The sequence below is a fragment of the Nocardia yamanashiensis NBRC 100130 genome (genome assembly GCF_001613325.1).
Lineage (GTDB): Bacteria > Actinomycetota > Actinomycetes > Mycobacteriales > Mycobacteriaceae > Nocardia > Nocardia yamanashiensis.
Genome location: NZ_BDCD01000013.1, coordinates 31,096 through 52,532 on the forward strand (window position 1 = coordinate 31,096; position 21,437 = coordinate 52,532).

The 21,437-nt window shown below is 63.8% G+C and carries 22 protein-coding genes; 9 read left to right on the plus strand and 13 right to left on the minus strand.

Features of this window, described 5'->3' with window-relative positions; all coding sequences use genetic code 11:
- Positions 1 to 91 precede the first annotated feature (91 nt).
- Positions 92 to 1,927 (plus strand): type VII secretion AAA-ATPase EccA, encoded by a 1,836-nt coding sequence (gene eccA / locus NY1_RS13320; RefSeq protein WP_067711875.1) that lies wholly within the window; start codon positions 92 to 94, stop codon positions 1,925 to 1,927.
- A gap of 10 nt (positions 1,928 to 1,937) precedes the next feature.
- Positions 1,938 to 3,695: a type VII secretion protein EccE gene (eccE, locus tag NY1_RS13325; protein ID WP_233434323.1), complete on the plus strand. Its 1,758-nt coding sequence runs from the start codon at positions 1,938 to 1,940 to the stop codon at positions 3,693 to 3,695.
- Here the strand turns inward: eccE and NY1_RS13330 are convergent.
- From NY1_RS13330 to NY1_RS13390, 13 genes are all read right to left on the minus strand, one after another.
- Positions 3,688 to 5,241: a serine/threonine-protein kinase gene (locus NY1_RS13330; RefSeq protein WP_067711878.1), complete on the minus strand. Its 1,554-nt coding sequence runs from the start codon at positions 5,239 to 5,241 to the stop codon at positions 3,688 to 3,690. The two genes, eccE and NY1_RS13330, sit on opposite strands and share 8 nt — an antisense overlap.
- Before the next feature lie 9 nt (positions 5,242 to 5,250).
- Positions 5,251 to 6,498, minus strand: coding sequence for a DUF7373 family lipoprotein (locus tag NY1_RS13335; RefSeq protein ID WP_067711882.1), 1,248 nt, complete (start codon positions 6,496 to 6,498; stop codon positions 5,251 to 5,253).
- A 56-nt stretch (positions 6,499 to 6,554) separates the two neighbouring features.
- Positions 6,555 to 7,802, minus strand: a complete 1,248-nt coding sequence (locus tag NY1_RS13340; RefSeq protein ID WP_157762198.1) for a DUF7373 family lipoprotein — start codon at positions 7,800 to 7,802, stop codon at positions 6,555 to 6,557.
- A gap of 94 nt (positions 7,803 to 7,896) precedes the next feature.
- A complete protein-coding gene (gene eccB, locus NY1_RS13345; RefSeq protein ID WP_067711894.1) occupies positions 7,897 to 9,405 on the minus strand; it encodes a type VII secretion protein EccB in 1,509 nt (502 codons plus the stop codon).
- Positions 9,406 to 9,490: 85 nt separating this feature from the next.
- Positions 9,491 to 9,808, minus strand: a complete 318-nt coding sequence (locus NY1_RS13350) for a hypothetical protein (protein WP_067711896.1) — start codon at positions 9,806 to 9,808, stop codon at positions 9,491 to 9,493.
- A gap of 48 nt (positions 9,809 to 9,856) precedes the next feature.
- Positions 9,857 to 10,195, minus strand: coding sequence for a WXG100 family type VII secretion target (locus tag NY1_RS13355; RefSeq protein ID WP_067711899.1), 339 nt, complete (start codon positions 10,193 to 10,195; stop codon positions 9,857 to 9,859).
- A gap of 44 nt (positions 10,196 to 10,239) precedes the next feature.
- On the minus strand, positions 10,240 to 11,028 hold the full coding sequence (locus tag NY1_RS13360; protein ID WP_084534967.1) for an ESX secretion-associated protein EspG: 789 nt from the start codon (positions 11,026 to 11,028) through the stop codon (positions 10,240 to 10,242).
- A gap of 23 nt (positions 11,029 to 11,051) precedes the next feature.
- Complete coding sequence (locus NY1_RS13365; RefSeq protein ID WP_067711904.1) at positions 11,052 to 12,083, minus strand: PPE domain-containing protein; 1,032 nt, start codon at positions 12,081 to 12,083, stop codon at positions 11,052 to 11,054.
- Between the two features lie 14 nt (positions 12,084 to 12,097).
- The gene (locus NY1_RS13370) at positions 12,098 to 12,415 is read right to left on the minus strand and encodes a PE family protein (RefSeq protein WP_067711907.1); all 318 of its coding nucleotides are present in this window, start codon (positions 12,413 to 12,415) and stop codon (positions 12,098 to 12,100) included.
- 27 nt (positions 12,416 to 12,442) lie between these two features.
- Positions 12,443 to 13,813 (minus strand): hypothetical protein, encoded by a 1,371-nt coding sequence (locus NY1_RS13375; protein WP_067711910.1) that lies wholly within the window; start codon positions 13,811 to 13,813, stop codon positions 12,443 to 12,445.
- The gene (locus NY1_RS13380; RefSeq protein ID WP_157762199.1) at positions 13,810 to 14,124 is read right to left on the minus strand and encodes a type VII secretion target; all 315 of its coding nucleotides are present in this window, start codon (positions 14,122 to 14,124) and stop codon (positions 13,810 to 13,812) included. Before NY1_RS13380 ends, NY1_RS13375 begins: the two co-directional genes overlap by 4 nt.
- Positions 14,125 to 14,234: 110 nt before the next feature.
- Complete coding sequence (locus NY1_RS13385; protein WP_067712444.1) at positions 14,235 to 14,522, minus strand: YbaB/EbfC family nucleoid-associated protein; 288 nt, start codon at positions 14,520 to 14,522, stop codon at positions 14,235 to 14,237.
- 23 nt (positions 14,523 to 14,545) lie between these two features.
- The gene (locus NY1_RS13390) at positions 14,546 to 14,911 is read right to left on the minus strand and encodes a hypothetical protein (protein WP_084534933.1); all 366 of its coding nucleotides are present in this window, start codon (positions 14,909 to 14,911) and stop codon (positions 14,546 to 14,548) included.
- Positions 14,912 to 15,059: 148 nt separating this feature from the next.
- On the opposite strand from NY1_RS13390, the gene NY1_RS42815 reads away from it, so the two are divergent.
- The 7 genes from NY1_RS42815 (at position 15,060) to NY1_RS13415 (ending at position 21,432) form a co-directional block, all read left to right on the plus strand.
- Positions 15,060 to 15,827, plus strand: coding sequence for a hypothetical protein (locus tag NY1_RS42815; RefSeq protein WP_157762200.1), 768 nt, complete (start codon positions 15,060 to 15,062; stop codon positions 15,825 to 15,827).
- Entirely contained in the window at positions 15,824 to 16,543 is a 720-nt protein-coding gene (locus tag NY1_RS42820) for a hypothetical protein (RefSeq protein ID WP_157762201.1), read from the plus strand. Before NY1_RS42815 ends, NY1_RS42820 begins: the two co-directional genes overlap by 4 nt.
- 45 nt (positions 16,544 to 16,588) lie before the next feature.
- The gene (locus NY1_RS42825) at positions 16,589 to 18,487 is read left to right on the plus strand and encodes a hypothetical protein (protein ID WP_157762202.1); all 1,899 of its coding nucleotides are present in this window, start codon (positions 16,589 to 16,591) and stop codon (positions 18,485 to 18,487) included.
- A complete protein-coding gene (locus NY1_RS13400; protein ID WP_067711916.1) occupies positions 18,484 to 19,281 on the plus strand; it encodes an ESX secretion-associated protein EspG in 798 nt (265 codons plus the stop codon). The genes NY1_RS42825 and NY1_RS13400 overlap by 4 nt, the downstream gene beginning before the upstream one ends.
- The gene (locus tag NY1_RS42830; RefSeq protein ID WP_157762203.1) at positions 19,262 to 20,431 is read left to right on the plus strand and encodes a hypothetical protein; all 1,170 of its coding nucleotides are present in this window, start codon (positions 19,262 to 19,264) and stop codon (positions 20,429 to 20,431) included. Before NY1_RS13400 ends, NY1_RS42830 begins: the two co-directional genes overlap by 20 nt.
- Before the next feature lie 116 nt (positions 20,432 to 20,547).
- Positions 20,548 to 20,859, plus strand: coding sequence for a WXG100 family type VII secretion target (locus NY1_RS13410; RefSeq protein WP_157762204.1), 312 nt, complete (start codon positions 20,548 to 20,550; stop codon positions 20,857 to 20,859).
- A gap of 51 nt (positions 20,860 to 20,910) precedes the next feature.
- Positions 20,911 to 21,432 carry a YbaB/EbfC family nucleoid-associated protein gene (locus NY1_RS13415; RefSeq protein ID WP_067711932.1) on the plus strand — a complete coding sequence of 174 codons (522 nt, stop codon included), beginning with the start codon at positions 20,911 to 20,913 and terminating at the stop codon, positions 21,430 to 21,432.
- The last annotated feature ends 5 nt before the right edge of the window (positions 21,433 to 21,437 follow it).

The window sequence follows — 21,437 nt, forward strand, 5'->3', positions numbered from 1 at the left end:
CCGACTGACCGCACCTGTGCGATCGCACGGTGCGGGGTGGGATTGTGAACGAAAGCCTAACCAGGTTCTACGAATTCGGGGTTCGCCAAGGATGATCGACACTCGCCAGGCACAACGCGCCTTCGATGCGGGAGTGCTGTCACTGGGGTTGAGCATCGACGGCCAGGAGTCCAACAAGGATCTCGAGTACGCGAAGCTGGCCTTTCAGCGCGCCACCGAGTGGGACGCCACCATGTGCGACGCCTGGTTGGGCCGGGCGGTTGCCGGTGAGGTGACCAAGGATGTTCTGTACAACCTGTACAAGACCAGCACGGTCTCCCTGTATCGGGAACAGCGCCGGTTGGGGCTGCCGCAGCGGGTGCTTGCTGGACGTTTTCTGCCCGGGCTCTACATCGATTACCCGCTGGCCAGTTTCACCGAAATTCACCTCGCGTACGCCGCGCATCTGATTGCCGATAAACAGTACGACGAAGCCGAACTGGTGCTCGACGAACTGGAAAAGCACCGCCGCGAACGGTCTTCGGATCCGGACTTCGAAATCGACGGCCGGATCGCGGCTTACGTGCGCGGCATCCTGCACTACAACACCCAGCGCTGGCCCGATGTGATGACCGTGCTGGCGCGGTCGGATCAGTGGGAGGATCCCTATCTGGCCGCCGGCGCACATGTGATGGTCGGCACAGCCTGCGCGCAGCTCGGTCTGTTCGGCGAGGCGATCCGCCGCATGGAACAGGCCGAGGCGGGGCCGATTCCGGCGGCCCGCACCGCCGCCATGTTCTGCCGCGGCCTGTGCCTGCGCGAGACCGGCAACGCCGAAGAGGCGCAGGCGCTGTTCGAGAAGGTCTATTCGCAGGCCCCCGATTTCGATGCCAATACCGCCGCCATGCGCGACCGGACGTATCGGATCACCTTGACCAACAAGGAGGTGATCGAGGCCCGCACCGACAAGTGGGATCCGGCTTCGGCGCCTTCGCTGGAGGAGAAGCAGGCCGCCGAGCACGAGGATCGCGCCAAGGAGATCCTGGCCGCCGCGCGCGCCGAGCTGGACAAGCAGATCGGCCTGGCCGCGGTGAAGACCCAGGTGGCCAAGCTGCAGTCGAGTGCGCAGCTGGCGAAGATCCGTGCCGAGAAGGGGCTTTCGAGTTCGGCGCGCGGTCAGCACCTGGCCTTCACCGGTCCACCCGGAACGGGTAAGACCACCATCGCGCGCGTGGTCGCCAAGATCTACTGCGGCCTGGGCATTCTCAAGACCGACAAGGTCGTGGAGACCAAGCGTTCGGATTTCGTGGGTCAGCATCTGGGCGCGACCGCGATCAAGACCGAGGCGCTGATCGATACCGCCATGGACGGCGTGCTGTTCATCGACGAGGCGTACACGCTGATCCAGACCGGTCTTTCGGGTGGGGACGCGTTCGGCCGCGAGGCGGTGGACACGCTGCTGGCGCGTATGGAGAACGATCGAGACCGACTGGTCGTGATCATCGCCGGGTACGACGGCGAGATCGATCGCTTCCTGGCCGCCAACGACGGTCTGGCCTCCCGTTTCGCCAAGCGCCTGCAGTTCCCGTCCTACAGCGCCGAGGAGCTCGGCCAGATCGGCCAGGTGATCTCGGCCAAGCGGGATTCCTCGCTGTCCGAGGGCGCGCTGGAACAGCTGGTGCGCACCTGCACCAAGCTGTACGAGATGGAGAGCACCGATCAGAGCGGGCAGCCGCGCCGCGGCGTGGACCTGGCCGGCAACGGCCGCTTCATCCGCAACCTGATCGAGACGGCCGAAGAAGAGCGCGAATTCCGGCTCGCCAACGACGAATCGCTGGACCTGAGCGAAGTCGACGAATCCGTCCTGATGCGCATCGAGGCATCGGATATGAAAGCCGCGCTGACGACGCTGCTCACCTCGCTGGGCTTGGCGTCGGCAGCCGACTGAGGGGGAACCTTTGAACGACTCGCCCGCGCCGAGACCCGCACCGGCGGAACTGCGTTCGGACGAGCTGTGGCTGTTCCGGAATCTGCCGCTGCGGCTGGTGATTCCGGTGGGCCTGCTCGCGGTGGCGGCCTCGCTGGTCGCCGTCGCGTTCCACGCGCCCTGGTGGGCCACGCTGATCGCCGCCGCCGTCCCGGTCCTGATCGGGCTGTTCCCGGTGCGGGGCAAGCCGTTCGGGCTGCGCTTCGGCTCCTGGGCGGCGTTCAAATGGCGGCAGGCGCGGCGCAAGGAAATGACCGAGTCGCGGTTGTTCGACGTGCCGCTGCCCGAGGGCGGCAGCTATGGATTGCGCTGGGACGGAACGCTGCTCACCACCATGCTGCGTATCGATCCGCCGCCGGACACGCTGACGCTGCTGAAGCGCGGGTCGCTGAGCACCGATCAGGTGCTGCCGCTGACCGAAATCGCTTCCTGCCTCCGGCAATACGACCTGGAGCTGGATTCCGCCGATGTGATCAGCACCGGTACGCGTACCGCCAGCACCGAGGCCGTGCTGTCGGGTTATGCCGCCAGCATCGCGCCGCTGGGCCACCTGTACGACGAAATCCTCGGCCCGCTACCGGCAATCGCCCATCGCACGGTGTGGCTGGTGCTGCGCTTGAACCCGCTGAACAACAGCAAGGCGGTCGACAATCGCGGCGGCGGTCCCGAGGGCGCGCTGCGCTCGGCCATCATCGCCACCCGGCGCGTCGCCAATCGCCTTGCCGCGCGCGGCATCACGGCCTCCGTGCTGACCTCCGCCGAGATGACCAGCGCGGTGCGCGAACTCAGCCGCGGCATCCCCGTCGGCCAGTTCGTGGAGCATCCGAAGTCCCTGGAGCACAACGGCATCCACCTCAACAGCTTCCAGATCGATCCGGACGCCTTCACCGCCGACGGCCTGGCCGCCATCTGGACCGTCCGCAGCCTGGCCACCACCGTGACCGTGCGCCTGCGCCCGGTCGCCAAGAGCTCCACCCGCGGTGAGCCGTCCGCCGACACCATCGAGGTGGATGCCCGCGTCCGCTACGACGCCGCCGAGGAACTCGACACTCCCCCGCTGCCCGGCCTCCGCGAACTCAACGGCCTGCAACTCTGGGCCCTCGCCGACACACTCTCCTTCGGCGCGCAGGAAACCCGCTCCAGCGGCTATCGCGGCCCCCTGGAAGCACTTTCGGACATCGCGGTCCCCACCGCCGGCTGCGGCCAGCTGATCGGCGCCGACGCCACCGGCCGCGGCATCGCCGTCCCCCTGGTCGGCGACGGCTCCCGCCGCATCGACGTCGTCTCCGGACTCCCCCTCGCCCAGCAGGTCATCCTGCGCGCCATCGCCCTCGGCGCGGGCGCGGTAGTCCACACCAACCGCCCCGGCGCCTGGCAATCCATGATCAACAACGTCGGCTCCACCCACGCCCTGTCCCTGGCCTCCTCGGTCACCCAGAGCTCCCGGCAGAACATCATGAACCCCCGCGCGCCCCACCCGGCCGCCACGATCATCGTCTTCGACGGCGTCCCCGCCTCCGCTCCCCCAGGCTCGGCCACCGTGCTGTCGGTCTACGACCGCCTGCCCGACGACTACCAGCCCGACGACGCGGACGTGACGATCCTCCAGCACCCCAACGACCCGCACATGGTCACCGTGCACACCCCGGCGGCGAGAACCGTTGCGCAATTGGTGACCACGCCGACCGAGCAGCGATTCATCGGATTGGCTCCGGCGCGGGCTATCTGACGGTTCGGCGCAGGATCGGGACCAGCTTCTCCAGCAGGATCCGCTCCGACCTGTCGGACCACTCACGGAAGGCGGTGACCGCCGCGGGATCGTCGAGCACGATGATCGTCGCGGGGGTCGAGCCGACCGCGACCGGCAGATTGATCAGTCCGCCATTGCCGGCGTCCGTATCGCTGCGCACCACGAGCAGATAACCGGACGTGATCGGCGCCAGCGCTTCATATTTGGCTTGACTGCCCGGAGCGACAGGCCGGGGACTGGGCTCGTCGCCCGTGCGGGTGAAGCGGGGGCTGTAGGAGAACCCGAGGTCCTCGAAGAACTTCGATTGCGCACCCGGCTTCAGTTGGAAATCCAGGTCCGCGGACTGCCCGCTGTTGCCGGAGATATCCATCGCCACAATGTATTTGCCGCTGAACGCGGGGTTCTGCGCCTTCGCCTCCGCGATGGACTTCGGGGCGGCGAGCGCGGCCGAAGACGTCGTCCCGGTACCGGCGGTCGCGCTCGAAGGTGCCTTCGTCAACTGCATGCCGACGGTGACAGCCACCGCCACCACCGCCGTGGCGGCGACCCCGCCCAGCAGCCACCAGCGCACTGCACGCCGCCCCCGCTTTGCACCGGCGGGCGCGACGACCGGTTCCTGCCGAACCGCTGGCGACGGCGAGATCGTCGGCCTGGGCACCGTACTCATCGAAAGACCCGAAACACCGTATTCGAGCGCCGATTTCAACGCCGCCGTCAGCTCATGACACGACCCGAAACGCTCATCGGGATCCTTGGCCAGCGCGACCGCCAGCACCTCGTCCACGGCCGCGGGCAGCCCCGGATCGACCTCGGTGATGCGCGGCGGCGGTTCGCTCAGATGCCCCATCATCACGACGGCCGGCTGCGTGCCCGGATACGGATTCCGTCCCGTCGCCAGCTTGAAGAACGAGCAGGCGAGCCCATAAATATCCGCCCGATGATCCACCGCTCGCCCCGCCAGCTGCTCCGGCGACGCATACGCGATCGTGGCGACGAAACTGCCCGCCTGCGTGAGCTCATTGGTGTCATCAGTGGACTTCGCGACCCCGAAATCGGTTAGTAACACCCGCTCTTCGGCCCCGTCCACCGCCGACAGCAAGAAGTTCGCCGGCTTCACATCACGATGCAGCATGCCGCGCCGATGCGCGTGATCCAGCCCGCGCCCGATCTCGGACACGATATGCAGCGCCCGCCAGACTGTCATGGAACCCGGATCCCGCTCCATGACCTGTGCCGCGTCGATCCCCTCCACATACTGCATGGCGATCCACAGCTGCCCGTGCTCCTCGCCGCGGTTGTACACCGACACGACGTTCGGATGATCGAGTGTGGCAGCGAGATTCGCCTCGCGCTCGAAGCGGCCGCGGAATTCCCTATCGCTCGAGTACTCCGCACTGAGCACCTTGATCGCATCCCAGCGGGGCAGTTGCGGGTGGCGTGCGAGATAGACCGAACCCATGCCACCGGTTCCGAGTAGCCGTTCTACTCGGTAGCCACCGACGACGGATCCCGGGCCGATTGTCATCGCAAATCCTTACAGGTACTGGCTTTTGGCCAGCAAGGCGTACTGAGCAGCGGCGCGCTGGTGCAGGTCGGACAGCTGCGAGCTGGCGACGCGGGCGACATAGCGGTCGTAGCGAAGGGTGCAGTAGTAGCGGTTCTTGGAATCCCAGGCGGTTTCGTATTCGGACTTGTTCGGGTTCGGGTTCTCTCCGCAGAACACATCGGGAACCCCACGAGGCGCCTCGACGCTGCCGGGCTGCATGGGTTTGATGTCAGACCACAATGTCTTCGCCGCCTCCTCGTCGCGGGCGCGCATCAGTTGTGCACCCGTGGAGGCCATCGAGATCCGGTCAACTCCGTTGTTGTCGAAGAGTTGCTTCCACGGCGTACGATCCGCAATGAATTGCAGGTAGCTGCGAGCGCCGTGAACTATTTCCTCCTTGGTATTCAGCTTCAGATACTCCCTGGGATGCAAGGTCCTACGCAGCATTCCGTCGGGGTCATAGTCCATTCGAAGCATGTCACGTGCCGAAAGTGGTGTCAGCTTGTCCAATAGCGGCGCTTGGACGGCGAATGCCTTCTCCACCAGAGCCTTCAGGGCATCGATATCTGTCTTCGGCAGTTGAACGAAGACGTTGATCACGTATGAACCGCGTGCGAGGGTCGCAGCCATCGACGGCACACCGGGACGCCAATGTGCCTTCGCCTCGGGGTACCCGTTCAACAAGACATGTGCGTTCTGGTCCGGTGCAACGTCGAAGTCGGCGGCTTCCATCTGCACTGCTGCCGACTGGGCACGTTGCTGATCGGGGAACTGCAGAACGGTGATGTTGACAGCGGTCGCATCTGGGATTCCATTCGCAGTCCCAAACGGCTTGAAATTGTCCGACAAATCGTAGTCATACGTGCTGGGCAACGGAAGGCTACTGCTCGCAGTAGTAACTGTCAGGATCACGCCATTACTGGCCAGCGCGGGCCTTACCGCTTTGCCGAGTACATCGGCTCCGTTGGCAGGGTTGACTGCGCTTCCGCCCATATCGCCGTACACCAGGCTGGCATCGATATCGGTTCCCAGAGCGATCGCATCTGCTAAGCGCACTGTGGCCAGCGCCTGACCACCTGCACTCCCATGGTCGGACTCGGTGCGAACGTCGAATGGATCGGTCGGGTAATTACCGACGTCCAAGGCTCGAATGTCGATCTCGGCCGCGACCGACGTACCCGCGACACTGCTCCCGCAGCTGGTCGAGCACGCCGCAGTCACGACGACAGCGAACACCGCCGAAACCGCTCGGCCAGTGAAACGGTCGGTCCGACGCTCGGACACAAATCCCCCTACTTGTCGTTCGCGAGAATGGCGTACTGGGCGGAGATCCGCTGGTACGCGTCCTGCTGCTGCTGAGACCAGACCTCTGCGGCATACCTTCCGTAAGCCACATAGCAGTGGAAGGGAAACTCCCGTTTCCGCGGACCGCGATACTTCTCGCACAAAGCAACCGGCAAGCCTGGCGGTGAGTCGATGCGGTGCAGGAATCTGCTGGCGGATACCTCTTTCATGTAGATTTCAGCAGAAGCAGCATCGCGCGTCCGGACCAGCTCTCCCGCTCCGAAACCGATGAAGTCAACGCCAGCCTTCTCGTAGAGCACTCGGGTCTTCGTTGGATCGACTACGCGTTGCAGAGCGGTATTACGGTCGAGCGTGCCGGTTACCGCATAGCTTGTCTGATCGCCGGGTGGGCGGCTCAGTGTCAGCCTCAGTATTCCCTCGGGATCTACTGGTAGCCCCGGCCGCTTGTCCGCGGGAGTCGGCTGGAAGTTCTTCAGGCGCTCGGCAATCAGGCTAGTCGTACGGTCCGCCAGGGTCACCAGTCCAGTTTGATCTGTCACCTGCAGCAGAACGTTCTCCATACTGCGCGTGACGCTGACAATGACGAATCTGCCTGTGGCGTACCACGATGCGAATGTTTGCATCTTGGGTGTCCAAACAGCTGAGGCTGTCGGAAACATGCTCGACCGCGCAGGTTCCGTTCCTTCGCTGTACTTGAAACGTTCGGTGAAGCCGCTTCGCGCAAGGGCGGGCGCGGCTACCGCCGCAGCCTCCTCGGTCTCGAAAAGCATCGCGGCAGCGCTGATCGAGTATGAGATCACCTGATCGCTGCTCGATTGGCCGCGGATATGGAAGCCCGAGACGAATCCGGGCGTGTTCTCCGCGAAATGGTCACCATCGAGCACTTCCAAGATCGAGCCACCGCTGAAGTCTTCCGAGCGCATGAAGGGAGCGACGGCGCCCGCCCGGTGAGAGAGCGCGGGGTCTATCTCCTGTGGGAGGGGCATGAGCTGCGCAAAACGCAACGCCTCCAAGTTTCGCCCCAGCAAAGCCGGGTCCTTCGGAGTCAAGTCCTGTGGCCCGGATGAATACGTGCCAACGTCCAGCTTCGAGAGGTCTATGGATCCCGAATTCGAGGTGGCCGCTTCCGATTCAGAACCGCAGCCGGCGCTCGCCGCTACGGCGATCGCAAGCCCGAGCGCCAGCACTGCACGTTGTCCGACGCCGACTCGCCATAGCTTCTTCAGCCCAAGCATGAGCTTGCCCCCACCCACTCCAACTGTCGGAGAATGCCTTTCGATTCGCGGATTCTAACCAACAGTTCCGATCAAAGCGCGGCCTGCCACCCGATCAGGAATCGCTGGGCAGGATGTCACGCTGCGTCAGCGCGTCCTGAGTCGACAGGGTGGGACCGGCTACCAGTTGGCCGATAATGGACCAGGGCGCCAGATGAGGGGTGCTACCCAAGCCGAGTGTCTGGGCCGTCTTGCTGTCCGGAATTCCGTACCGAATCCCGTTGTCCGCCACATAGAACAGGCTGTCGCGCCGCAGGCTGCCGGGTTCCGTCCCGGTGACTACGACGTACTCACCAGTCGACGGAGGAATATAGACGGCATCGATCCGATCGCCGGTCTTGTCCGCGGTGGCCAGTGCCACTGGGGTCGCCGACTCGGCCAGCGGCAGGCGAGTTCCTGTCAGCAAGGTCACGGTGGAGCGATCCGAGGGACCTTCGGTCGCATCGGTTTCGGTACGGCCCGCGCCACTGGCCTTTTCCCACGATATGCAGGCAACGGGGCTGTCTTCGGCCCGAACCACCTTCGGTGTTTCCGCCGGGAAGTCCTTCACCGGAAGGGAACTCACAGTCGGGACACCGTCGAGCAGATCCGGTGGCACGGACTTGATCTCGCTCATGCCCTGTGAGTCGGCATTTCGGATCACTACCGAGGTGAAGGTCGAGATGCGTTGCACACCATTGGCGAGCACCACGTACAGCTCAGGGCTCGACGCGTCCGCCGCGCCGACCCGGATAACGCTGCCGATCTTGATGTTGCTCAGCTTGCCGGGACCTGATTCACCGGCTTGCGGAATCGAGGGTGCCACCAGCGGCGGAACTTCCCGAGCCGCTCCCAGCAGGTCCGCCGATACCGGACGCGGTTGCAGCCCGGCAAGATTCAGCGAACGGGACATGACGGTATTCTGCGGGTCCACTTCGGCACGTTTGCCGTCGTAGATCAGATAGGACTTGTCGCCCTTACGGACCAGCAGAGCAGCGCTGGAATCCGCTTTTCTCATACGGTCGCTGAGTTCGAGGCCGCCGGCGATCGCAGTGGTGGTGGCACCGGCGGAGGAAGCGGCACCACCGGTGGCCGACAGCTGGACGATATCGCAGAGGGTCCACTGCGATCGATCACCTTGCCGCGTTCCTGGCAGCGCAGCCGGCGCACCTGGAATACCGAGAATCGGCCCGCGCGGAACCGAACTGAGCTTGCTGTCCTTGACCGACGTCGGCGACTCATTGCTCCCAGCGATCAATCGCGCGGACGCGAGATTCAGCGTGGGATGCAGGGTCATCTTGGTCTTGTCGGTCTTGTCACGCACGACCACATACAGGGCACCACTGTCCTTGCCCATGACGATATTCGCGTTGCCGATCGACCCCTGAGGCTTGATGAACGCCATGATCGCGGCGCCCGCGACCACCAGCAAAGCCAGGATTGCACCCGAGATCAGCGAACGGAACTGCGCCCGCATCGGGTCGTGCAGCATCCGCACATCGCGGCGGATAAGCGCGTGATCGAGTCGACGCAGCAGGAACCGATACCCATTGACCTGGGCCTTTGTGGTCAATTGTGCTGGCACGAAACCTCCATCAGGCCAACGGCGTACACGCTAGCGGCCCGCCTGCTCACACTGAGCGAGCTGGCGGGCCGCATCACGTCTGAGACTAGCTGAACAGGCTCTCGACAGACTTGTCTGCACCCGACGCACGGGAACCCGCATCTCGCACAGCCTGCGACATGGCGTCGAGGGTGTAGATCGTCGAGCCGGGCTGCGGGCTGTCAGCGCTGCCGAACTCGTCGTCCCACTTCTTCTTGGTGGTTGCGAACGCTTCGTAGCCCTGGTTGCCTTCCCAAGCGGTCATCAGATTCTTGGCGGCGGTCTCCAGGTTCGCGGCCTCCGCCAGCAGCTTTCCACGCAGCTCGTCGAGCGTGTTCTGCAGTTCACTGATGGTGCCGAAGTGATACTTCAATCCGTCGGACATGACAGACCCTTTCGATTGGTATTCGACTTAGTAGAAGTTGGTGAACCGTCAGAGGTTCGTGTACGACTTGCCGGCGGTCGCGTTGTTGCGCAGGTTGTCGAAGTAGTCCTTGTTATCGGAGTCCATGGTGGAGTACTTCGTGTTACCCTCGCCGACCATCTGCGTGATGTTGTCGAGGATGCCCTTCAAGCGGTCCGCCTCGTCTTCCCAAGCGATCGCGGCGCTGGCGAAGGCGGTGTGCGCCTGGCCCTGCCAGCCGCCCTTGGCAGCCGCGGCGGCCTCGGTAACCGAGTTGATGGTGGTCTTGATCGCGTTGACCGCGTCGGCCATCGAATCCGCGACGCCCTTGGCGCCGAACGATTCGAAATTAATCTCTGTTCCGGCCATTCTTCTGCCCTCTCCTGGTGATACTTATTTCGGCTCTGTGGCTCTCATACGGTGTGGTCGCTCGCGTGATAATCGGGCATCCACCTCCCTCCCGGCACGATCCCAACCAATGCCGAAATCGCCTGCGCGATCCGGTGATCGGTGCCAGGTGTGAACGTGGACCAGACTTGCTGGTCCGAGGCGACCCCCGGTGCCGCCACGATGCGGCCGCGCGCGGTGTCGTAGATGACGACAGCCGCCGGTGATCGGTCTGTGACGCCGTCGGCGTGGGCATAGGCCACTACTTCGGCGTAGCTGTGGCAGGACGCGAGGGCCAGGCCGTAGGCGGTCGCGTCGGTCTCGGGCAGTCCGAGCGCGTAGATCACGTTCGTGTAGTCCGCTGAACTCGTTGCCGCATCCAGCTTTTCGCGGATTTCCTGCGCCGGGGCGCTGAAGTTCGCGACGGCTGCGGGCGGGCAGGGGCCGAGCGCTTCGAGGATCGGTCCGGCGAGCGATTCGCCCGTGCCGTCGGCCCAGATCGAACGGATCTCGATGCTGTCCCCGCGCCGGACGGCCACCACGTGCTGGCCGTCGCGCTGGGCGACGCAGATCCGGATCTGACCGTTCGAGGTGTAGACCCGCACTGCGAGTTCATGATCCGGCTGCGCGAGCACGAAAAGCTCTGCGGCGGTGTCCGGTTGCGCGTCTCCGTATGCGTCGATCACTCGCCCGCTGCGTAGTTCGGCGCGCGCTTGTTCCTGTGCGCGCGCCAGCTCACGGTACGAATCCTGTTGCGGGCCTATGGCGAGCACCAGGGGCAACGTCTGCACCCCGAGCTGCGCGGCCAGCGCCATCACTCCGTCATTGCTCAATGTGATCACGAAGCCGCCTCCGCGGTGGCGGCGGGAGCTGCGGGCACGGCCGGTTCCGATCCGGTGCTCGCGGCATTGAACGCGATGTCCGGGATGCGCTGCGCGTTCGGATCGACGCCGCCGAGCACGGCGGGCGCGACCTGCATGCCCGAGGTGAGCCCGAGCGCTTCGTCCGAGCCGGGCACCCCGGCCAGGCCGGGCCGCACCGTGTGCTCCTCCTCGTCCTGTCCGTGACCACCGGCCGCCGCCGGCGCCATCGGCATGGACGACACGCCCTGCTGCACCGTAACCGGCTGCACCGTGGTCTTTTCCGAGGTGACATTGGTGACCGGGGTGACGCCGCGCGCGGATATCCGCGTCAGCACGCGCGGGATATTGATCGGCCCGATCGGCATCTGCGGCACCCCGCCGGACACCTGCGGCGCCTCGGCTTCGGCCGGCGCGGCCGCGGGCGTTTCGGTGAGCGCTTCCATGCCCGCCGTCACCGCGGGTGCCGCCTGGTGCTCCCAGGGCGTGGCGAGTGGTTCGGTGGTCGCCTCGTAGGTCCGCATGACCCGCGCCGCAACGGCTTTCGCGGCATCGGCGTCCTCGTCCGCCTTCGCCACCTGCGCCAGCATGGGCGCCCCGATGGCCGCCCCGACCGTCTCCAGCAGCTTCTGCATATCCCGGATCTGCTCGACCTCACCGGCATCCGGCATGGCCAGCCGAGCGATTTCGTATGCGGCGGCGTGGGTTTCGGCCTTGATGGCGTTACCGGCCGCGGCGGCCGCGGACTCGGTGAACCAATCCCGCAGTGCCCGAATGCGTTCGATGAACGCCCGGCTGTTCTGCGATTCCCACGCGGTATCCAGGTTCGCCAGGATCCGCTCGTATTCGATGGCCGCCGCCCCGAACCCGGCGCTCAATCGCGCCCACGCGAGACCCGCTTCGGCAGCGGGCACCGCACCGGCCCCGCTCACCAGGTCACGCGCCAGCTGCTCCGGTTCCCTGGCTTCCCAGACAACGTCGGTGAAGCCGGGTTTCGTCGGTTCGACCATCGAATACGACCTGCTCAGGCGACCGTGAAGCCGAGGGCGTTCTCGTCCTCGGATCGGGTGAACTGGGTGGATTGCGCGCGCAGCACCGCCGCGAGCTTGCGCACCTCGTCCACGCCGGTGCCACCGGACTGCTGGAACGAGGCGGCCACCGCGTTGAGCGACTGCGCGGCCCGCACGGACACCTCGTCGGAGCCGGCCGGGGTGATAGCGAGCTTCGCCTGCTCGATGCTCATCCCCCCGGCGAGCCGGTCGGCGAGCGCGTCGAGCTGCGAGGCGACGGCGAGAGCGCTCGTCGCGTCGAAGCTGATGCCCTCGAATTCGTTGGTGCTCATGCCAATCCTCCTGTTACCCCTGATATGTCAGAGCGTGAGCGCTTTGTCCGGTGGTTCTTCGACGGTCTCGACCGCACCGACGACGGGGATCGAGACGCCTTCGATCACGCCGACCACTTCGTCGCCGTGTGCGCCGGTGACCAGGTTGGCCTTGGTCTCGGCTTCGGACTCGTCGGCGGCGCCGGCCCGTCCGGTGTTCGCCGCGCCGGGCGACATCATGCCGGGAGTGCTTGCCGCCCTTGCGGTTTGCGCACCCGAGGTCGCACCACGGCTGCCCGAGCCGGCCGTGGCTTCACTGGCCGCGATACGGCCACTGGTCGCGCCGCTGGCCGGGCTACCGGCGCCGCTCCCCGCGCTCGGCAGACCGCCGACAATGCCGCTGCCGGAACCGCCGCCGCTCCCACCCGAGCCGCCGGATCCGCCGCTGGCGGTCTTCTCTTCCTGCTTGGCGCTGCCGCCATTGCTGCCGGACCCGGATCCCGAACCGGAACCACCGCTGGTCCCGCTGGTGTCCTTGGTCAGCGCGCTCACCAGATCCTTGCCCGCCGAGCCCACGCTGCTGGCGAGCGTGGTGCCGGTGGAGGCCACCGAAGCGCCCTTCTCGACCACCTTGGTAGCCGCGGTGCCCGCCGCGCTCAGGTACGGCGTAACCGCCTGCGAGGCAGCGCTGGCCAGCGTGCCGATATCGGCGATGGTCGGCGCGCCGGCGATCGCGATCTTCGTACCGGCCTGCACCGCCGAGACGGTGTGCACCGCCAGGTCGGCGCGGGTCTGCGCGACGATCACGCCGCCCTCGGTCAGCGCGTCGGTGACGGTGGCGATCAGCCAGGGCACCCCGGCCGGGGTGGCGAGCAGCGCCATGCCCCCGCTGATCTGCGCGATGGTCCGGGTGATCAGCGCGCTGAGCAGCGCATACCCCTGTGCCACGGCACGTTCCGCATCGGCCAGGATCACCTTGAGCGCATCGCCCTGGGCGCCGACGATCGGGTTGTAGGCATCGACCTGCTTGCTCTGAATGTCTGCGGCCGTCGCCCCCTGGCCGACGAATCCGGTGTCCACCGTCGCGGAAGCCGCCGAACTCGCTCCCGTGGCCGAAGTGAGCGCCGACGACACCGCGGTGAAGATCTTCGACAGATCGAACGCACTCGCCAAACTGCTTCCCGCGGTGCCGAATGCGGACAGCAGCGAAGTCAATGGCGAGATCAGCGACGACAGGTCGATCGTCGGCAGGGTCGGCAGGCTGATCCCGGACAGGTCCGGAAAGCTGATGGTCGGAAGCGAAGGCAGCTGAGGCAGATTCAATCCGCTCAGCACTTCCGACACCGGCTTGTCCAGGTACGGTCCCACCGGCGTGGTCCGGACCACGTCCAGGACGGTCTGATTGGCCGCTTCGGTCACAGCGAAGACAGAACGGATTTCAGGAGGTTGACGCCCGACGTGGTCTCAGCGCCCTCGTACACGCCCACCGCCGAGTAAGCCGCGACGGTCGTCTTGGCGTGCACCGCCGCGATCTCGGCCGCCGAGGACAGGTAATTCGCCTGCGCCAGCCCGAAAGCCACCAGGAAATCCTGCCCGATCAGCCCGAACACCGGCACCGCCTGCGCCATCGCACCCACCGAGTCGGCCGCCGCCGCCCCCGCGATGTTCGCCGCGATAACCCCGTGTTCGGTCCCGTAATTCGCGATTGACAGGTAATCCGCCTTGAGCACGGTTCCCCTCCCTCATGCCTCGATCTTGAACAACACTACAATCTTGAAAAAGGTTGTGCCAGACGATAAACCGTAAACGCAGTCTCAACCCTGCGTGAACAAAACGGCCCCTACCCGGCCATCTCCTCGTTGAACCGGTTCACCAGCGCCGCCCGCCGCTCGAACGCCACCCGAGCCGCAGCAGCCGCCGTGGTCACCACGGCCCGCTCGAACTCCTCCGGCGTCATCCGCGAAATCCCCGCGCTGAACTGCAAATCCGTAAGCGCCCCATTGCCATCCACCTCGGCAACAACGGCCCCGTCTTCCGAAGTCTCCCGCCCCCGGACCGCCTTCATATGATCAGCCAAATCCTGAAACCGATACAGCTGTCTACGAACCCGCTCCTCGAGCTCATCCATCGACTGAACCACAGAGCCCCTCCTCACACAGTCCGCAACCAGCTCTGTGGCTCGGTATCGTAGTCCTGCTCTTCGACAAGTTCTTGCTGAGCGACATCGGCTTCGGTGGGGAGACCGGTGCGGGCGAGCGCTTCAGCGCTCATCCCGGACTCCTCCAACTGCTTGCGGAGGGCGAGGCCGGCGCGGGCGGCAGCACGCTGACACAACCGCAGCAACTCCCCAGCCAACTCGTCTGGATTTCGATGCAGCTCAGCCGGATCGACCTTCAAGGCCACGGGAATCCCCTGCGGGGTGGTTCGCACGCGAATCGATCCGGATTGCGACGCCGAATCAACCGTCTGCCAGCCCCCTCCAGCAGGGCCAACTGCCCCCGTCACCTCATCGGCCATCGACGAACTCCCTCCCAGATCGTTAGCGTAGGAGTATCACATACTCATGAGTCCTCGCCAATGAGATAGCGGCGGGATCGTCTTCGCGCGTTGTAGGCCGAACCACACACACAAGGATGGTGTATCAGCTTCGTGATACGGTCCGGTTATGTCCAGGTCGGGGGATCAGCAGCACGATGATGCGGTGTTCGCGCGAAGAACCATGCCGCACACCGCATGGGACATTCAGCCCGCGCCCGACCTGCCCCCACCACCCGCGCCTACGAGCCAACTACCTGGTCAGTGGCAGGTCAGCGCAATAGCGTGGGTCGTTGTTGCGGTAGTGATCACCTCACTAACATGGGCGACGCTGGTATTCGGCACTCGGATATTCACGGTCGAGGGTGAGAACCTGTACACAGCTACGGCTGCAGACCTCCGAGGTCATCGAATCATCGAGACTCCTTGTCGGGTAGGTGATTTCGCCGGCCTCTCGTCCCAAGGGTTCCAGCTTGCCAATGGTGCGAATTCCCGAATGCAGATCACGGTTTCTCGGCATGAAGCCATCGACAGTGCAAGTTGCGAAGTTGACCTGATGTCTTCTTCGGCGGTCGGTGCGAGGATCAGCACCGTCGCGGACCTGCACAAGCAGTCCAATCCGCTCCCGGTATTCCGGGCCCAACTCGAAACCACCCAGCAATCGGGAGTGAGCGGCGACGCTGGGGAGTCCGTTGAGAAGCTCTCCGGGCTCGGGGACGAAGCGTACATCGTGTACAGCGATGATCGATCCCACGCGGCACTACGAGTTCGAGATGGCTGGTTCACCTTCGAAGCAACTTGGCAGACGTTCGGCGCGAGCACGACCGCTGTCTCCAACGACATGATGCGACAGGTATTGACGGCCTTCGCCAGCGATGGTTTGGCGAGGTACCGGTGACCAAAGCGAGCACTTCCGGAACCCGCCGCTGGCTATTGGTTTTCGGTGCTGTCCTACTGACATCGGCGGTGTGGGCAGGTGCTTTTTCGACGGTGGGCAAGCCTGTTGGTCCCGCAGGTACGAAAGCCGTTGACGATCCCAACCCCGTCGCGGACCTGCGTGGTTATCACTTCGTCGACGACATCTGCACGGTAACCGACCTCACTCCGTTCGTTGCGGCAGGGTTCGTGGCAGAGTCGGTCCCGTCCGGCTTCTACCGCAATCCTGCACCCGCCGCGTCCGTGCATCCAGCCCTCGATACGATGCGCTGCACCATCCGGTTCCGATCACCTGGCGAATCTCCTGCCAGACAACAATCGGTGACAAATTTGAGAGTGATCGTCAAGCTATACAAACAATCCGATCCAGCCCCCGAATTCAAAGCAGGGTACCTGGCGGACAGAGACGATCAGTTGGGGTCACTGGTTCCAGTCACCGTTTACAGTCGCATAGATGGCCTCGGTGATGAGGCTTACCAGACAGTCACCCACAAGGTTGGATCGACTTCCAATACAGAGATGCAATTGTGGATCCGACACGGCTGGGCGGTCTATGGAATATCCTGGTTTCAGGAACTGGTCGCCAACCCTGGTGAGATCACTCTCGCGCCGGATAGCGACCTCCTCGCAATGCTTCGCAAGGTTGCAGAATCGACCCTTCCGAGACTCAACGGGTAGCAATATGGTTGTCGAAAAGAATATCCAGCCGGGGAGAGGATATCGGTGGTCGAGTCATTAGGAAACCTTCTCAGTTTCGCCGCAAACGACGATTTGCGCTTCAATCCGGCCGCTGCCACTAAGGCTATCAATGCATGCAACGACCTTCTCGGCCATTTGTTAGCGGTAAGAAATAAACTCGATGAGACCAAGGGAAATACTACCGACTTCGCTGGTCCGAATGATCCGATCGCGTCGGGAAGAAAATGGGCAGATGGTTTTCAGCGGATTGCAGACGACGCTCGCGGGATAATCGAATCGAACCGAAAGACAGTAGAATTTTTTATCGGGCTGTACAAAGAGGCAGCAAAGACGTATTCGAGTGCCGAAGATGGCTCCGCAGCAGCCTTCACCAGCATTCCCATCAATCGATCCGCATCAAGCCTGGATACCAGGGTGACCGACCAGCAGATAGCCGACCACCGAAAGACGGTCGGCACAGGTGAAGAATGGCTCTATGTAGAGTTTCCTAATCCGATCAACAATAATCCGAGTGTTCCTGTAGTCAGGCAACCGGGACCTCATTACCCGACAAATATCGACGGGTCATACCGAGCCGAGGGCCCACTAGTAACGGTTCCCGATAATGACCGAGCGGTCACACCAGAGAATTCCGCGAGCCTTCTCTGGGAGCATTTCGCCGCGATGCGCAATGAAATAAATACCAATGTCGAGTCACTTGCTATCGACTACTTGTGGATGCAAGACCAACTCAATCAGTCATTGGATATATTCCGCAAGGCCGTATCCGAGGACACCTTCATAAAGGACGGATGGACGGGACGCGGCGCCAGCGATGCGGGGTCAGCGGCTGGCAGGTATGTCGATGAAGCGAAGAAATTTGCAAACAAACTAGGCGATGTCGCAACTCAGCTATTCCAAGCTGCAGCCGTTCTCAGCACTACACAGAAGGCGATGCCTACCACCGAGCATCCGCCGCAGATTATCACCAACAGCCCAACCTCGTTTGAAGCCGTCGATAATGGTGAACGTAAATATGCAACTTCATTTGACGCCTGCCTTGAGCTTCTAGTTCGAAAGTATCGCTATTCATTCGACATGATCTATGTCAGACAAGGAATTGAAGAGTACAACAAAGCCATATTAAAGTTCGATGATTTTCCCGACCCGCAGCCCGGAAGCCCAGCGGGGGTCCCAGGCCAGAATGGGCTAGGGAATGGGACAGGGAGCGGAACGGGAAACGGCACCGGGAACGGTAGCGGCATACCGACCACTCCGACCCCTGGCTCGCCTACCTCACCGACATCCCCCACATCACCGACCTCGCCGACATCCCCCACGTCACCGACATCTCCCACTTCGCCGACCAGCGATACCACGCTTTCGACCCTCGCCTCGTTGGCATCCACCGTTGCCACGCAGGGCGCCTCTCTGATATCCACCTTGGCGACGCAGGGTTCCACAGTGGCACAGAAGGGGATCGAGGCACTGTCCTCCTCGCTCAAACAGAACTCTGGGGGGACCGGAACGGGTAGCGGCGAACAGCAGGAACAGAAGGCCAACCTGGAGGGTGTGGCCGCAGGTGCCGGCATCGTCGGGAGTGGCGGATCCGGCGGCGGTTCGGGTGGCGGTTCCGGGGCGGGTGTCGCAGCGGCCTCGGCCAAGGAACTGTCGAGCAAGTTGTTCCCACGCGCCAGTGCGCAAACGAGCGCGAGCGCCGAAACCGAGGTCGCGGCAACCACATCCAGAGCTGGCTTGGCGACCACGTCGACCGGCACCACAAGCACACCCATGTCGGGCATGCCGATGACTGGGGCAGGTTCTGCTGGGCAAGGCGCGGGCAAGGAAGCGAAGCGAGCCGAGTACCTCAAATCGAACGAGAATCTCGAAGAGGTCTTCGAGGCTGCTCCCAACGCCGTCCTCCCAGTGGCGGATCGCTCATGAGCAGACACTGGCGATTCGGCGACCTCGAGTTCACCGTGCTCTGGGAGATGATCACCGGCGAAGACTTGCCCGCCCCCTTGATCTTCACCAGTCGTACCCCGCTCCGAGACGACTACTTTCGCGAGAAGCGCGAGATGGCGGAGCGTCTGCGCAGTAGGTGGGACTACTCCGTGGACGCGCTGGCGGACGTTATCAAACAGCCCGACCTGCGGATGATCGTCACCGGAGTCGATGGACGCGACGAGTGGCGAGCCGACGGACGGATCCGGATGATCGCTTTGCGACGGGGCGACCGCGGCCTGTTGATCGAGCAGCTGCCTGGCGAAACCTACTCGCATAGTGCCGGATTCACGGTCCGGGAGTGCGATCCCGTGCGCTTGGCCGACGAAGTGACCGCGGCTCTGCCTCAGGTGGAAGCAGGCCGCCAAGGCAACACTCCCCTGACCGATCCCCGCGAAACCACCACTGTTGAACCACAGTTCGACCGCTTGATCATCGACGACATCTTCGCGGACTCGACATCGGTGCGTTCGAAGAGGTTTCTCGCGATAACTCCGATGTGCCTCGGCACAATCGAGGTCCGCCAAGGACACTCCAAGTTCGGTCCGAAGGGGATGGTCTCGCACAGTCTCCAGTGGCGTGATCTCGAGGACGACGGGCGCTATGTGATTCGCCGCGAGCCGCCTTACATGGCGGTTCCAGCCGATTCGAAACAGTTGATCACCACGATCAATGTCTGTGTCGCGGCGGTCATCCGGGCGATCAAGGATGAGCGTGGGACCCTTCAACCCTGACGCGAGCGCCGAGTCCCCGGACATCGGATTCACGCTCGGTCTCGGCGAGACGATCGCTGCGACGCCCAAGGCTCGCTTGGATAATGATCCGATGTCGGTGATCACCGCCGAGTTGACCGCATTGCTCGCGCCCGGTTGGGAGCGTCTGGATGTCGCGATCGCGATGACAGTTACCGATGAGGCAGCACAAATGGTCCTATCGAGCGGACAGCAGGCGGCGCTGGCTCGCCCGTCGACCGCACTACTCGCGGCGCTACGGGAGCATCGGCAGCTTTCGGCGCGGTCGGCCGATGGGCCATGGTGGCGGTTCCTGGCCGCGGTGACCGAAGGTGATGGAGTCCAGGTCGAATACGATTTCGGCGCTGAACCTTTCCCTGGTGAGCACCTGTTTCCGGCGCACGCCTATCGCGCCGATCTGGAGACGTATCCGCGCCGTCGGCTACCGGTCTGGCTCGCGGCGTACATCGGTAACGAGGGAGTTCAGGTTCGCACACCGGCCGATGCATTCGCCCGGTCGCTGACCGAGGCCGACGCGGGGATCCATGCTGTTCGTGACAGCGGCGTGTTACCAGCGCTTCCCGTGCTCTGGGCACGCTGGGCGGTCGTATCTGCCGCATTCGTAGCGATGAATTCGCCATGGGGGCCGCGAGTTACAACGGCTTTGGGCTGGTTCGAAGGATCAGGTCACAGTGGATGTTCCCTGCATCGATTGCCGGCCGGTCGTGCCGTGCTGTCGGGCGGAATATGGAACGCACCGGAATTAGATGCCTTCTACAACGACCAGGCACCACTGCCGGAGCTCTATCGTGGGGCTCCGGACTGGGTTGCCGCGCCGGTATTGAATCCTCGCGCCGATAGCGGACTGCTGTCATTCTGCTACTGGTGGGATTCGGATGAGTGGCGGCGAGGGGAATCGCCTGCGGCCGAAGCCTTGCGGGCGGCGCTGCCCGGGATCTGGAGTACAGCGGACACGGTCGATGTGATCGCACAGTTGATCGGCAACGCCGACCGAGCAGCGCTCGAGACGCTGGTACTCGCTGCGGAGGGCGGGTATGTGAGTCGCGCGCATCTGTTGAATGCGCTGGGCCGCAACGTGCCTGATATCGGTGGCGGCTATTACCAGTTGATGCTGGCAGGAGTGGTGAAGTGACTTCGAACCATTACCTTCGCCCAGATGACGCGGTCGCGACCCAGACGTGCCCTGTATATGATCAGCGGGGAGTATGGGTTTCTCCAGGCCGATAGTCGCGAACTCGGGGGGTTGACATGGCACCAGAACTGAAGGTAGATGTGGCTGGTTTGCGCGATGTAGCAAGCAGTCTCAAAGGCATCTCCACTGAAGTCGCTAGCATTCTGACGACACTTGAGGCGGCAGTTCAAGCCGGTAACGGCTGTTGGGGAGATGACGAGCACGGGCACAACTTCTCCCAGGGACAGAACGGCTACGAGACGCGTGAGCCGAAACTCGTGGATTCTCTGAAGTCCAAGGTTTCTCACATCGACGGGTGCTCTACCACGCTGAGCGGCGCCGCCACTTCGCTCGACACGACGGACCGAGACAGCGGCACTCAGTTCTGACCCTGGAACCGTCGGAATTCGGGTCGCGCACGGGGAGAGCAGGACACAGCAATGGTGAACGAGCATGCGAAGGCACAGCTTGCGGACCTGATCGAGATGGTAAAGGGCGGCATGACCGCCGTCGCGAGGGCGCAAGAACAACGCGCTCGGCTGACGGCCACCGCACATGCGGCCGGCCGGCGCGTCACGATCACTGTCAATGCGGACTGCATCGTGATCAAGACCGAATTCTCCGATGCCGTGGACGATCTCACCTACGCAGAAATCGCCACCGCGGTCACTACCGCCACCCAGGATGCCGCGGCACAGGTTCAGCAGCAGGCCGCGCAGATCATGGAGGAGTTGGAGCGGGAGCAAGCACAGATCCCGACGATCACGGAATTCTTTCCCGAGATGCCCGACATCAAAGCGATGCTGCCGACGCCGCCGAAGGTCTCCACAGCACCCCCCGATGCGCGTGAGCGCCGACTGGACGCCGCAGAGGACGACGGTCCGCAGTTCACGAATGTCGAAGAATACGAGCATGATCCGCAGGCTCGCCAGCGTTCGAGTATCTCGGCACCCGAGTGGTGAACGAC